A 13033-nucleotide genomic window follows, 5' to 3' on the forward strand; every position below is an offset into this window, starting at 1 on the left:
CGCATTCCGGTGAATACGTAAGCAAATGACGTTATCTGCTTTCAGAATCGTCAAATTCGCGTGAAAGAGTGTCGGGCATCACGCCGCGATGTTTAACGCTTGTTTACAAAGGAGACGCTGCCGCCATGCAGGGGGGAGCGCGGCAGTCCATGTCCCGACATTCCTTTGGAGAGAGAGCGAATGAATTACCTGCATCACCGCCCCTTGGCGGTTGCCGTCGCGCTGTGCGTGACCGCACTGGCCCCGTTGGGGGCTGCTGCCCAATCGGCCACCACCGACCTGGATCGCGTCGAAGTCACAGGTACCCGCATCAAGCGCGCTGAAGTGGAAGGCCAGGTGCCGGTCCAGACGCTCAACCGCGCCGACATCGAACGCACCGGTCTGACCTCGATCGGTGAAGTGCTGCAACAGCTCACCGGCTCGGGCTCGGCACTCAATGCCAAGTTCAATTCCTCGGGCAACTTCGGTTTCCCACCCGACGGCAGCGGCGTCGGCGCGGGTTCGGCGCAGGTGGACCTTCGCCATCTCGGGGCCAAGCGCGTACTGGTGCTGGTCGATGGCATCCGCTGGGTCAATGAATCCTCGGCCTCGGGCGTGGGCTCGGCCACCGACCTCAACACCATCCCGCTGGCGATCGTTGAGCGCATCGAAGTGCTGGAAGATGGCGCATCGTCGCTGTACGGCTCCGATGCCATCGCCGGTGTGGTCAACATCATCACCCGCCGCGATTTCGATGGCGGCCAGGTGACGATGAACTACGGCCAGTACGGCAAGGGCGATGGCACGCAGAAGGGCGTGGACCTGGCCTGGGGCAAGAGCGGCGACCGTTACAGCCTGTTCCTGGGCGCAAGCTGGACCAAGCAGGACCCGGTGTATGCGAAGGACCGCGAGCAGTCGCGCTTCCCGATCCCCGGCACCGGCCTGGCCTTCGGCAGCGGCGGCATTCCGCAGGGGCGCTTCGCCTTCGTCGATCCCAACACCGGTGCCGAACAGGACATCGTGCCCAACACCGGCGTGAGCAGCCCGCGTTACGACGGCAGCGCCGGCTGCAACCGCACCGACGACTACCACTGCTTCACCAGCGCCGACCGCTTCAACTTCGCCGAATACAACATGGTGCTGACACCGTCGGAGCGTAAGGGCCTGTTCGGCCAGTTCCGGTTCGACATCACCGACAACGTGCAGTGGTACGTCAAGGCACTGGGCAACCGCCGCGAGTCGACCAACCAGGCCGGCCCGGAGCCGCTGTTCTTCGGCCCTGATGGTGCCACCGGCAATCCGCTGGCCGACAACATCGTGGTCTCGGCACTGAACCCGTACAACCCGTTCGGCTTCGACCTGGTGTCGTCGGGCAACATGAGCCTGATCGGCCGCCGCCCGGTGGAAGGCGGCGCGCGCGTGTTCGAACAGCAGGTGGACACCACGTACTTCGCCACCGGCCTGGTCGGCAACTTCCAGGCCGCTGACCGCAGCTGGTACTGGGACGTCAACGGCATGTACAGCAAGAACAAGGCCGAGCAGACCAACTACGGCAGCTACAACATCTACAACGTCAACATGGCGCTGGGCGATCCTGCGGTGTGCGCGGCCACGCCGGGCTGCGTACCGCTGAACATCTTCGGTGGCGCCGGTTCGATCACCCCGGACATGCTGCGCTGGATCCAGCCGGTGGTGCGCGACCGCAGCCAGAACGAGCTGAGCCTGTTCACCGCCAACCTGTCCAGCGATCTGTTCACCCTGCCGGCCGGCCCGGTGTCCTTCGCCACCGGCCTCGAACACCGCAAGTACAAAGGTTCGTACCAGCCTGACCCGCTGACGGTGATCGGCCACTACAACGGCGTACCGTCGCAGCCGACGTCCGGTTCCTACGACGTCAACGAAGCGTACCTGGAGCTGAGCGTGCCGATCTTCGCCGACTCGGCACTGGGCAAGAAGCTGGACCTGAGCCTGGCTGGCCGCTACTCGGATTACTCGACCTTCGGTGGCGAATTCACTCCCAAGTACGGCCTGCGCTGGCAGGTGACCGATGACTTCGTGCTGCGTACCACCTATGCCGAAGGCTTCCGCGCACCGTCGATCGGCGAGCTGTACGGTTCGGCCGCGCGCGCGGATCTGCAGTTGTTCGATCCCTGCTCGGTGGGCCTGGGTGGCACACCGCCGCGTGGCAGTGCGGCCAACTGCGCGTCGCTGGGCGTGCCGACCGGCTTCCAGCAGGCCAACTCGCAGATCTCGGTGACCACCGGCGGCAACCGCGAGCTGGAGCCGGAGCGGTCGCGCAGCTTCAGTGCCGGTTTCGTGTGGAGCCCCTGGTTCGGCAACGATGCATCGTGGTCGGAGCGCTTCGACGTGGAAGTGACGTTCTACCGCCACAACATCGATGGCGCGATCCAGGCGATCAACGCGCAGACCCAGCTGGACCTGTGCGTGGATACCCTGGACCCGATCTACTGCGACGGCATCACCCGTGCCAGCACCGGTGCGGTCAGCAGCTTCAACAACCGCCTGACCAACCTGGGTTCGATCAAGACCGACGGCTGGGATGTGGACCTGTTCTGGACCCTGCCGCAGAGCTCGATCGGCCAGTTCAAGCTGGGCTGGAAGAACACGTTCGTCGGTCGCTACGAGGCCACCGGTGCGGCCGGCCAGCGGCAGCCACAGAAGCCCGGCGTGGAAGTGGCTGACAGTTCGATTCCGGAGTGGACCAGCAACGCCAGCATCGGCTGGACGCTGGACAACTGGAGCGCCAACTGGACGGTACGCCACATTTCCGAACTGACCGAAGACTGCGGTGACGCCGTGGCGTTCCCGGTGTGCAGCAACCAGGCCGCCGGCACCAACACACTGTCGGCCACCACCTTCCATGACATGCAGGTGGGCTACAAGATCGACTGGATGAAGGGCCTGCAGCTGACGGCGGGCCTGAACAACGTGTTCGACAAGGACCCGCCGATCTGCCTGTCGTGTTCGTTGAACGGCTATGACGCCTCGACCTACGACATCCCGCGTGGCCGTTACTGGTACCTGCGCGCGGACCTGCGGTTCTGATGTGGGTACAGCAGCGCCGGAGAGATCCCGGCGCTGCTGTTGCCGCGGTAGCGCCGGGCCATGCCCGGCAACGTTTCCTTCAGAACGACCAGGTAAACGTCAGCGAGCCGTTGCGACCATCGCCATACGCACCGTAGCCATTGATCTGCGAGAGGTACTTCTTGTCCAGCAGGTTGTTGAGGTTGGCCTGCACGCTGAACTCCGGCGAGATGCGGTAGCGCACGAAGGCGCTGACCAGTGCGTAGCCGCTCTGCTCGATGCGGCCATAGGCCGGCACCGGGTAGTAGATGCGGTTCTGCCAGTTGGCACCGCCACCGACAGTCAGTTCCTGCAGCGACTGCGGGGTGTAGCTGGTGAACAGCTTCAGCGCGGTCTGCGGCAGGTTGGTGTTGATGTCGGCGTCGTTGGCATCCTTGGCCACGTAACGGGAGGCGCCGAACGTGGCGTTCCAGCCCGGTGCCAGTTCGCCGTTGAGCTCGAACTCGAAGCCACGGCTCACCGTGCCGCGTGCGGCGCGATAGGCGAATTCGTTCTGGTTGCCAGGCACCGGCTCGCCAGTGATCTGGCCGACGTTGTCCTGTTCGATGCGGAACACCGCCAGCGAAGCATTCAGGCGGTTGTCGAACCAGGCGCCCTTGACGCCCACTTCGTAGCTTTTGCCATCCACCGGGTCCAGATAGCTGCCGTTGCGGTCCTTCAGCGTCTGCGGCTGGAAGATCTCGGTGTAGCTGGTGTACGCCGAGTAGGTGTCGTTGATGTCGAACACGAGGCCGGCATACGGCGTAGTCACCTTGTGCTGGCGATCTGCGCCTTCGCCCTCGCTCTTCCAGTCGGTGTAGCGCGCGCCGATGATCAGCTTCAACGGATCGGCCAGCGACAGGCGTGCGGCGGCATAGCCGGCCTTCTGGGTGATGGTGCCCTCGCTGGCCAGCGCCAGCGGGTTCCAGTTCGGCTCGCTGATGTTGCCCGTCCAGTTCAGGTAACTGGCGAACGGGTCCCAGCTCTGGCCGGCGCCGCCGACCTGGTAGTCGCCGTGGTTGGCGTAGTCGCGCTTGTTGTAGCTCAGCCCGGCCATGAACTGGTGCTCGCGGCCGAACAGCTGGAACGGACCATCAACGTAGCCATCGACACCGGTGACCTTGCGCTCGGTGTTGTAGAAGCCTGCGGACGGCGAAATGCCTGCACCGGTGGTCTTGTCGAAGTTCGAGGCGCCGGTGGTCCAATCGTTGTACGCAGGGTAGAACAGCTTGTCGTCGGCCTTGGTCTGGTCATGCGTTGCGCCGATCTTGAACTTCCAGCCGTTGCTGAAGGCGTGCTGCAGGGTGGCGAACGCGCGCTTGCTGGTGGTGTCCCAGTAGGTCCAGTTCGGGCTGGCGTTGAACGATTCGTCGTACGGGGTCGCGCTGCCGTCGGAGTACAGCATCGGGAAGCCACCCCAGGTCGCGCCGTTGGCGCGCTTCTGCTGGTAGTCGTAGCCCACGCTGAGCTGGGTATCCGGGGTCAGGTCGGCGTCGATCACCGCATAGCCCAGCGTCTTGCGCTGGTTGTAGCGGTCCATCTGCCCATCGGTGTCCAGGTAGCTGCCGATCACCCGGCCGCGCACGGTGCCGCTGGCGTTGAGTGCGCTGCCCACGTCCACGGTGGTGCGGGTGCGGCCCCAGCTGCCGACGTTGACCGACACGCTGCCGGTCAGTTCGGCGCTGTCGGCGTGCTTGCGGATCAGGTTCACCGAGGCGGAAGGATTGCCGGCGCCGCTGAGCAGGCCGGTGGCGCCGCGCACCACTTCCACGCGGTCATACAGGGCCAGGTCCAGGCCGGAGTCACCGTAGCTCCAGTTCTGCACCATCTGCGTGGGCAGGCCATCGAACTGGTACGCATCGATGTAGAAGCCGCGCGCATAGAATTCGGTGCGCTCGCTGTCGGACTGGGTGCTGGTGACGCCGGTGGTGTTGCCCAGCACGTCGATGATGTCGTCCAACTGCTGATCTTCGATGCGCTGGTGGCTGATGATGCTGACCGACTGCGGGATTTCGCGCGGCGCCAGGTCGAAACGGGTGCCGGCCGAGGTACGGCGCACCGAATAGCCTTCGGCGCGCTCGCCCTTCACTACGACCTTGTCGAGGGTGGTCGGGTCGGTGGCGGTTTCGGCGAAAGCGGTGGGTGCGACGGCGCAGAGCGCGACGAGCACGGCAACGGACAGCCGCTGCGGCTGCGGGGTACGGAGGGCGGAACGGATCATGCGGATTCCTGCAACGGGCACGCGCGTTCGGCCGTCATCCAGGAGTCGAGGCGCTACGGGTAGGGGAAGGGCGGGCAGGCCGTCCTGGCACCACCGGAAACGAAAGAAATGGTAATACGAACTATTCCTATTTACAAATCATGAACAAACGCGTGCGGCCTCGAGGCTCGGCTCGGTTGCCGTCAGCGGGTGCCCTGCGGTTGCAGCAGCGGCAGCGGGTCCCGCGCGCCATCGGCGCCATAGATGCCCCAATGCAGATGGGGCGGCGTGCCCTTGGCGTTGCCGGTGTCGCCAACATGGCCGAGCAGGTCGCCGGGTTGCACCACCTTGCCGCGCGCCAGGCCATCGGCCCAGTCTTCCAGGTGCGCGTAGTAATAGCGCTCGCGTCCCGGCCCGATCACCCAGACCTGGCGGCCACCGAGTCCGCTGTCGCGGATGTCGGCGACAACGCCGGGGGTAGCGCTGCGCACCGGCGTGCCGCGCTTGCCGAAGATGTCGATACCCGCGTGCGTGCGGTCGCGCCCGCGCGGTGCGCCGAAGGTATCGGCGATCTGCCGGGGCCGCACGCCGTCCACCGGCACCGGCAGTTGCGTGGCCGGTGGCATGCGCGAGAGTGTCCACAGCATCTTCGGTGCGGCAGCCCACGGGCTGTTCCAGAAGGCCATCGCCGCGATGACCAGGATCAGCAGGACGGCGCCACGCAGCAACCAGCGGCGCAGGCGTCTGGCGTTGGAGGGGGAAGCGGTGTTCATGCGTCACCAGTGTAGGAGCAGGACAGGCTCGACGGCATCTGCGTCATGTCAGCGGCACGTCGAACCCGCGCTTCAACGTGCCCAGCGCCACCGACGTGCGGAAGCGCTCGATGTTGTCATCACCACCGAACAATCGCTCGGTGATCGCCTCGTATTCCTCCATCGATGCCGCCGACAGCAGCAGCAGGAAATCGCCGTCGCCGGTGATCGAGTAACACTGCTGCACGGCAGGGTCGTCCTGCACGCGGTGGCGGAACGGGGCGACCTTCTCGCGCTGTTCGCTGACCACGCGCACCTCGACGATGATGGTCAGCGGCCGGCCGATCTTCGCGGCATCGATCACCGCCACATTGGCAGCGATCACGCCGCTGTCCTGCAGGCGCCTGATCCGCCGCTGCACCGCCGGCGTGGACAGGTGCACGGCTTCGGCGATCTGCCGCTGCGGCAGGGTGTTGTCCTGCTGCAGGAGGGCGAGGATGGCGCGGTCGAAGCTGTCCAGCACGGGGGCGGTGGCCATGGTGAGCAGAAGTTGCACGGACGGGCCGTCAATTGAGCCAAGTGCTCGCCGCCGACGCAATAGACTGGCGGCATGCAGACTTCTCGAATCGCGCCGATGTTGCCGGCGCTGGCGGTGCTCGGCTCGGTCACCGCACTGGCCATCGGTACCTCCTACGCCAAGCAGCTGTTTCCGTTGATCGGCGCGCAGGGCACCAGCGCGCTGCGCGTGGGCTTCTCGGCGCTGTTGCTGCTGCTGTTCTGGCGGCCATGGCGCTGGAAGACCAGCCGCGTGGATGCGGTCACCATCCTGCGCTATGGCCTCACTCTGGGCTTGATGAACCTGTTGTTCTACATGGCCTTGCGCACGATCCCGTTCGGCATCGCGGTGGCCATCGAATTCACCGGCCCGTTGACGGTGGCGATGCTGTCGTCGCGGCGGCCGATCGATTTCCTGTGGGTGGGTTGCGCGGCGGTCGGGCTGCTGTTGCTGCTGCCGATCGGCGGCGGCCCGGCACTGGACCCGGTGGGCGTGCTGTACGCCATGGGGGCGGCAGCGTGCTGGGGCCTGTACATCGTGTTCGGCAAGCGCGCCGGCCACCTGCACGCCGGGCATTCGGTGTCGCTGGGGCTGCTGGCCGCGTCGCTGGTGGTGGTGCCGGTGGGCGTGGTGCATGCCGGTGCGGCGTTGCTGGAGCCGAAGATCCTGCTGGCCGGGCTGGTGGTGGCGCTGGTGTCCAGCGCGATCCCGATGTCACTGGAAATGATGGCGCTCAAGCGACTGCCGAAGGAGACCTTCGGCATCCTGATCAGCATGGAACCGGCGGTGGCCGCGCTGTGGGCGATGCTGCTGCTGCATGAGCACCTGCATGGCCTGCAGTGGCTGGCCATCGGCTGCACGGTACTGGCCTCGGTGGGCAGCACGATGACCGCACGGCGGTTGAAGGTGCCGGTGGCGCAGGCAGGGTAGCGCCGGGCCGCACCCACCAGGGCAGCGTGCCAACGGGGGCCGCACCCACCAGGGCAGCGTGCCAACGGGGGCCGCACCCACCAGGGCAGCCTGCCAACCAAGGTTGAGCCCCTACCAGGGGCGGTAGCGCCGGGCCATGCCCGGCGAGCGCAGCGGCAGCGCTCAGCGCAGGGCGTCGGCCGGGACGTCGATTGCCATCGCCAGGGCAAGATGGTCGGAGAACGCAGCGGGCACCGCTTCCACGGTGCGGGTCTGCAGGCCGCTGCTGACCAGGATGTGGTCGATGGCGCGGTCGGGGCGCCAGCTGGGGAAGGTCGGCACGATGCAGCCGGGCGGCTGCAGCCGGGTCTTCTGGTACAGCACCTGCATTTCCGGACGTTCGGCCAGGCAGTTGAAGTCGCCCATCAGCACCGCATTGGGATGGTCGGACAACAGCTCGGCAATGAAGCCGAGCTGGGCCATCCGCGAACCGGCGCCCAAGGACAGATGCGCTACCGCGACGGCCAGGCCATCGCGGCCATCGCCGAACTTGGCCAACAGCACGCCGCGCCCGCCGATACGGCCGGGCAGGGCATGGTCCTGCACTTCCACCGGTTCCAGCTTGCTCAGCAGGCCGTTGGCGCTGGAGGCGACGCCACCCATGCGCCGGTTCGGCTGGTGGCTCCAGTAATTGAAGCCGGCGCGTTGGGCCAGGTAATGGGTCTGGTTGGTGAAGCCCGAGCGCAGGCTGCCCGGGTCAGCCTCCTGCAGGCCGACGATGTCATGACCGCGCGCCAAAGTGGCAATCGCGTCAAGGCTGCTGCGCTTGCGACCCGCCGGCAGCGCATGTGACCAGCTGCGGGTCACATAGTCGCTGTAGCGGCGGGTACTTGAGCCGGCCTGGATGTTGGCCGTCAGCAAGCGCAGGGTCCGTGTTGTGGGGGAAGTCACGGCCGGGAAAACGTCTCTTTGATCAGTGAGCCTGGGCCGCACCGCGTTCGCGGGCGATCAGGTGGTCGGCAATGCGCAGCATGTCCGGGAAGCTCTTGCCCTTCACCAGGTACTTGCCGTTGACGATGATCGACGGGGTGCCGCTGATCTGGCTGCGCTGGGCGAACTGCTTGGCCGAGTTGGTCTTGGCATTGACCGCGAAGCTGCCCATGGTGGCGGCGAACTGCTTCGGATCCACGCCGTAGGCACCGTAGAACTTGGCGATGTCATCGACCGAATCAGCACCGCGCTCGCCCTTCAGGGTCTTCTGCGAGTGGATGGCCGAGTACAGCGCTTCGTGGGTCTTCTCCTGCACGCCCAGGGTCTGTGCGGCGTAGAAGGCACGGGCGTAGTTGTCCCAGGTGCCGCCGAACATGGCCGGCACGTAGACGAAGTTCACATCGCTGGGCAGGCCAGCCTTCCACGGGCCGACCAGCGGCTGGAACGCAGCGCAGGCCGGGCAGACGTAACCGAAGATCTCGACCACTTCGACCTTGCCGGCGGCCGGCTGGAACGGCTGGCCGTTCGGGATCAGCTGGTAGTCGGCGCCTTCCACCGGGGCCGGGCCGGTCAGCGCGGCGGTGGTCGGGGCCGGCGCGGCGCTGGCAGCGGTCTTGTCACCTTCGGCAGCCGGGGCAGCGGCTTCGCCGCCTGCGGCCGGCGCGGCCGGTTCGGTGCTGGCCGGGGTCGCGGCCGGTTCTGCCGGGGCGGAGGTGTTGGTGGTGCCATCGTCGGCCTTGCAGGCCGCCAGGATCGGCAGCAGCGCTGCGAGGGCGAGGGCGGCGAAACGGGTCTTCATGGAAGCGTCTCCAGCATCTGGAAAGGTGGGGCCGGCGTCAGGCGCCGGCCAGAGGGAAATGATGACATGCGGCGGCGACAGCGCCGTGTCGATGGTGTGTGTTGGTTCAGCGGCCGCGGGCCGCGCGGGCCTGGGCGATCAGCGCCGAGGCGATGCGCAGCTGGTCGTCGAAGCTCTTGCCACGGACCAGGTACTGGCCGTTGATGATGATGGCCGGGGTTCCCGGCACCTGGGTGCGCTGGGCGAAGGCACGGGCGGCATCGACCTTCTTCTGTACCGCCTCGCCGCGCAGGGCCTGCGTGTAGCGCTCCGGGGTCACGCCGTAGGCCTTGTAGAAGTTGGCGAGCTCATCGGCCGAGACGTTCTGCATCGGCAGCGTGCCGTCATCGTGCAGGGCCTTGAACACAGCGGCGTGGCTGCGCTTGGCCACGCCCACTTCGTCGGCGGCGTAGTAGGCCAGTGCCCAGGCATCCCAGGCACCGCCGAAGGCGGCCGGGACCGGGGTGAAGCGCACGTCGGCCGGCAGCTTGGCAGCCCAGGCGGCCAGCTGCGGTTCGAAATGGGCGCAGTGCGGGCAGGTGTAGCCGAACACCTCGACCACCTCGATCTTGCCGGCCAGCGGCTGGAACGGGCCAGGCTGGGCGATGCGCTCGTAGTCTTTGCCTTCGACCAGCGGGGCGTTGGCGGGGGTGGCGGCGCAGGCCGCCAACGGCAGCAGCACCAGCAGGGACAGCAGAAGGCGGGGAATCAACCTCATCGACACGCATCTCCGTTGAAAATGACAACGCCGGCGCAGCCGCCGGCGTGAAGGAAACATACCGCAGCGACGGGCCGTCGTGGCGACCGGCGCCGACCAGTGGCGGTCAGGGGGCGGCAGCCGGTCGCGTCGAAGCGCCTTCGGCGGCGAGATCGTCGGCCTTGTTGTGCAGGCCCTGCAGGTAGCTGGAAAGGGCCTGCACCTCCTGCTCGGTCAGCTTCTGCGCCACCGTGGCCATGATCTGGAAGTGCGCCTTGTCGGTCTCGTTGGTCTGTCCGGCCTGGTACTCCTGCAGGCGCCGGGCGACATAGCTGGCGTGCTGGCCGCCGATGTGCGGGTAGGCCGGGCCGGGGTTGCCGGCGCCGCTGGGGCCGTGACAGGCCATGCAGGCCGGCAGCCCGCGCTGGGCGTCGCCGCCGCGGTAAAGCTGCTGGCCGATCTGGTAGAACTTCATGCCCTTGTACGGGCCTTCGGCCACCGGCGTGTCGTCGGCGATGCCGGCGTTGGCCTTCTGCGTGGCGAAGAACGCGCCGATATCGCGCATGTCCTGCGGGGTGAGGTTCTGCACGAAGGGCACCATCGCCACGGCGGCGCCGGAACTGCGCTGGCCATTGGCGATCAGGGCCATCTGCTGGGCGACGTAGCGCTCGCTCTGGCCGGCGATGCTGGGATACATCTCCACCGTGGAATTGCCATCGGCACCATGGCAGGCGGCACACGCGGTGGCCTTGGTCTGGCCGGCCTTGGCGTCGCCCCAGGTGGTCTTGCTGAAATCCACCTCGAGCGAGGCGGTCTTGATCGGGCCGTTGTCGGGCAGCGGGGTCAGCGTGGTCTGCGCAAAGGCAGCAGCGGCAACAACGGCAGTAGCAAGGGCGGATACGGCAAGAACGCGAGCGTGGCGCATGCTGAAGCTCCGTATGGACCGGCCGGGCGGCGGCGGCCGGCATCGCCCGGATTATCAACGCCGTTTCCTTGCACGGTCAACGCAGCAGTGCAGCATTTTCCCGCTGGAAGGCCCCGGGCCGGGCGCGCGGCGCCGCAACATGCGATCCTATGCGCATGTCATTGCTCATCGAACGCGCCCAATACCACCTCTCTGCCCACAACATGGGGCAGCTGCCGCCCGATGAAGGTTCTGAAGTGGCCTTTGCAGGTCGCTCCAACGCCGGCAAGTCCAGCGCGCTCAATGCGCTGACCCGCCAGAACAGCCTGGCCCGGGTCTCCAAGACGCCTGGCCGGACCCAGCAGCTGGTGTTCTTCCAGGTTACCCCGGACGCCCATCTGGTCGATCTGCCCGGTTACGGCTACGCCAAGGTGCCGCTGGACCTGCAGGCGCACTGGCAGGCCTTCATCGACCGCTACTTCCGCACCCGCGAGGCCTTGAAGGGGCTGGTGGTGGTGATGGACATCCGTCATCCGCTGAAGGACTACGACCGGCAGATGCTGGCCTATGCCGTGCAGCGTGGCCTGCCGGCGCATGCGCTGCTGACCAAGGCCGACAAGCTCAGCCGCAGCCAGCAGATGCAGACCCTGCAGAAGGTACGCAAGGAACTGCATTCGTCGTTCGGCGATACGGTGAGTGTGCAGGTGTTCTCCGGCTCGGCCCGTACCGGCGTGGATGAAGCCCGCGGCATCATCGGCGGCTGGCTGGGGCTGGAATAAGGCGCTCCGCTGCGCTCGCCGGGCATGGCCCGGCGCTACCCTGATGTTTCCGTCACCGCGATCCGGTAGCGCCGGGCCATGCCCGGCGGCACATCATTTCAGTGGCGAATATTCCGCCGGTACCCACGCATAGGCCTGGCCTTCGCTGCGCACGTGCCCCAGGCCGGGGAAGGGCAGGTGCGCGCCGGCAACCCACCAGCCCTTGGCGGTGGCTTCCTGCAACAGGCTGCGACGGCTGGCCGTAGCCGCCGTGCGATCCGAATCGGCCTCGAATGCTGCTTCCGGGTGTGCGAACTGCACCGCATGGAAATGCAGCACATCGCCCCACACCAGCAGTGACTGGCCCTGGCTGTCGAAGCGGTAGGACACATGCCCCGGCGTGTGGCCGTGGGTATCCATCGCCACCGCGTGGCCCGGCAGGGCATCGCCGGGCTGGAAGGTGTGCAGGCGACCGGCGGCCTGGTACGGCGCGATCGCGTTGCGTGCCAGCGCGAAGGCAAAGCGCACGCCCTGCGGTGCCGTGGCTTCGCTGGCCGGGTCGAGCCAGTAGCGGGCATCGGCCTTGGACAGCCACACCGTCGCATTCGGATAGGCCGGCTTGCCCTGTGCATCGAGGATCCCGCACAGATGATCGGGATGGGCATGGGTCAGCAGCACCTCATCGATCTCGGCCGGGTCTACGCCGGCCGCACGCAGGTTGCCCAGCACCTGGCCCTGGTCAGGGCCGAAGCACTGCGCGGTGCCGGCATCGACCAGGGTCAGGTGCTTGCCCTGGCGCACCAGGAAGGCGTTGATCGCGGTCTGCAGGCCCTTCTTGTCTTCGGGCACATAGCGGCCTTCGAGCAGGCGGCTGACCAGCGTTGGCGGCACGTCGACCACTTCCTGCCGGCCGAGCGCAACCACGCCGTCGAACAGGGCCGTGACCTGCAGCGCACCGATGCGCTGGTGTTGCACGCCCGGCACCTGCTGGGTGGGGGCGGGCGAGGTGGCTTCGGCCAGCGCGGCCAGCGGCAGGGAGGACAGGGCCAGCAGCAGGGCGGCGTGCAATGGCAGATGACGCAGGGTCATGGCGGTTCTTCTCGGTGAGTGATGGGCAGGCCCGTTGCGCACAGCGTGCCGTGTTGCGCGTGCGTGCGGCGCTCAAAGCACTGCGCGGAATGCTCAATGGGGGTATCGGCAGGGCTGCGCCCTGCACCCGCAGAGGCAACAGCAACGGCAACGGCCGAAGCAACAGCAGAAGCTGGTTTCCTGTGGGATGGCGGGGTGGGTCCGGTTGCGGGGGACGCCGTAAACCCATCCATGGGGGCTTGGCCGCGGCATCCATGCCGCGGACACCCCCGCAACC

The 13033-nt window shown here is 66.9% G+C and carries 11 protein-coding genes; 3 read left to right on the forward strand and 8 right to left on the reverse strand.

Annotation, left to right across the window (positions count from 1 at the left end):
• Positions 1–180: 180 nt before the first annotated feature.
• Positions 181–3045 carry a TonB-dependent receptor gene (locus M2299_RS19745; protein ID WP_059065107.1) on the forward strand — a complete coding sequence of 955 codons (2865 nt, stop codon included), beginning with the start codon at positions 181–183 and terminating at the stop codon, positions 3043–3045.
• Positions 3046–3124: 79 nt separating this feature from the next.
• On the opposite strand, the gene fhuE is transcribed toward M2299_RS19745, so the two are convergent.
• From fhuE to M2299_RS19760, 3 genes are all read right to left on the reverse strand, one after another.
• Positions 3125–5284: a ferric-rhodotorulic acid/ferric-coprogen receptor FhuE gene (fhuE, locus tag M2299_RS19750; RefSeq protein WP_280884873.1), complete on the reverse strand. Its 2160-nt coding sequence runs from the start codon at positions 5282–5284 to the stop codon at positions 3125–3127.
• 182 nt (positions 5285–5466) lie between these two features.
• Positions 5467–6036, reverse strand: coding sequence for a M23 family metallopeptidase (locus M2299_RS19755; protein WP_280884874.1), 570 nt, complete (start codon positions 6034–6036; stop codon positions 5467–5469).
• 43 nt (positions 6037–6079) lie between these two features.
• The gene (locus M2299_RS19760; protein WP_100436903.1) at positions 6080–6553 is read right to left on the reverse strand and encodes an Lrp/AsnC family transcriptional regulator; all 474 of its coding nucleotides are present in this window, start codon (positions 6551–6553) and stop codon (positions 6080–6082) included.
• Between the two features lie 72 nt (positions 6554–6625).
• Between M2299_RS19760 and M2299_RS19765 the strand changes: the two genes are divergently transcribed.
• Positions 6626–7501: an EamA family transporter gene (locus M2299_RS19765; protein ID WP_025878667.1), complete on the forward strand. Its 876-nt coding sequence runs from the start codon at positions 6626–6628 to the stop codon at positions 7499–7501.
• Between the two features lie 162 nt (positions 7502–7663).
• On the opposite strand, the gene M2299_RS19770 is transcribed toward M2299_RS19765, so the two are convergent.
• The 4 genes from M2299_RS19770 to M2299_RS19785 form a co-directional block, all read right to left on the reverse strand.
• Positions 7664–8431 (reverse strand): endonuclease/exonuclease/phosphatase family protein, encoded by a 768-nt coding sequence (locus tag M2299_RS19770; RefSeq protein WP_032952088.1) that lies wholly within the window; start codon positions 8429–8431, stop codon positions 7664–7666.
• A gap of 22 nt (positions 8432–8453) precedes the next feature.
• A complete protein-coding gene (locus M2299_RS19775; RefSeq protein WP_025878665.1) occupies positions 8454–9269 on the reverse strand; it encodes a thiol:disulfide interchange protein DsbA/DsbL in 816 nt (271 codons plus the stop codon).
• A gap of 106 nt (positions 9270–9375) precedes the next feature.
• Positions 9376–10026, reverse strand: a complete 651-nt coding sequence (locus M2299_RS19780) for a thiol:disulfide interchange protein DsbA/DsbL (RefSeq protein WP_025878664.1) — start codon at positions 10024–10026, stop codon at positions 9376–9378.
• 106 nt (positions 10027–10132) lie between these two features.
• The gene (locus M2299_RS19785; RefSeq protein WP_025878663.1) at positions 10133–10930 is read right to left on the reverse strand and encodes a c-type cytochrome; all 798 of its coding nucleotides are present in this window, start codon (positions 10928–10930) and stop codon (positions 10133–10135) included.
• 155 nt (positions 10931–11085) lie between these two features.
• Here M2299_RS19785 and yihA point away from each other — a divergent pair, with 155 nt between their 5' ends.
• Positions 11086–11688: a ribosome biogenesis GTP-binding protein YihA/YsxC gene (gene yihA / locus M2299_RS19790; protein ID WP_025878662.1), complete on the forward strand. Its 603-nt coding sequence runs from the start codon at positions 11086–11088 to the stop codon at positions 11686–11688.
• A 93-nt stretch (positions 11689–11781) separates the two neighbouring features.
• Here the strand turns inward: yihA and M2299_RS19795 are convergent, their stop codons facing one another.
• Entirely contained in the window at positions 11782–12756 is a 975-nt protein-coding gene (locus tag M2299_RS19795) for an MBL fold metallo-hydrolase (RefSeq protein WP_033831998.1), read from the reverse strand.
• Positions 12757–13033 lie beyond the last annotated feature (277 nt).

Origin of the sequence: Stenotrophomonas sp. 1278, assembly GCF_029892765.1 — a bacterium.
Lineage (GTDB): Bacteria > Pseudomonadota > Gammaproteobacteria > Xanthomonadales > Xanthomonadaceae > Stenotrophomonas > Stenotrophomonas indicatrix.

Bases quoted from the DNA above. Each gene is read 5' to 3' on its own strand.
- M2299_RS19785 (WP_025878663.1), bottom strand. From the start codon at position 10,930: ATGCGCCACGCTCGCGTTCTTGCCGTATCCGCCCTTGCTACTGCCGTT.
- M2299_RS19765 (WP_025878667.1), top strand. From the start codon at position 6,626: ATGCAGACTTCTCGAATCGCGCCGATGTTGCCGGCGCTGGCGGTGCTC.
- M2299_RS19775 (WP_025878665.1), bottom strand. From the start codon at position 9,269: ATGAAGACCCGTTTCGCCGCCCTCGCCCTCGCAGCGCTGCTGCCGATC.
- M2299_RS19745 (WP_059065107.1), top strand. From the start codon at position 181: ATGAATTACCTGCATCACCGCCCCTTGGCGGTTGCCGTCGCGCTGTGC.
- yihA (WP_025878662.1), top strand. From the start codon at position 11,086: ATGTCATTGCTCATCGAACGCGCCCAATACCACCTCTCTGCCCACAAC.
- fhuE (WP_280884873.1), bottom strand. From the start codon at position 5,284: ATGATCCGTTCCGCCCTCCGTACCCCGCAGCCGCAGCGGCTGTCCGTT.
- M2299_RS19760 (WP_100436903.1), bottom strand. From the start codon at position 6,553: ATGGCCACCGCCCCCGTGCTGGACAGCTTCGACCGCGCCATCCTCGCC.
- M2299_RS19755 (WP_280884874.1), bottom strand. From the start codon at position 6,036: ATGAACACCGCTTCCCCCTCCAACGCCAGACGCCTGCGCCGCTGGTTG.
- M2299_RS19795 (WP_033831998.1), bottom strand. From the start codon at position 12,756: ATGACCCTGCGTCATCTGCCATTGCACGCCGCCCTGCTGCTGGCCCTG.
- M2299_RS19780 (WP_025878664.1), bottom strand. From the start codon at position 10,026: ATGAGGTTGATTCCCCGCCTTCTGCTGTCCCTGCTGGTGCTGCTGCCG.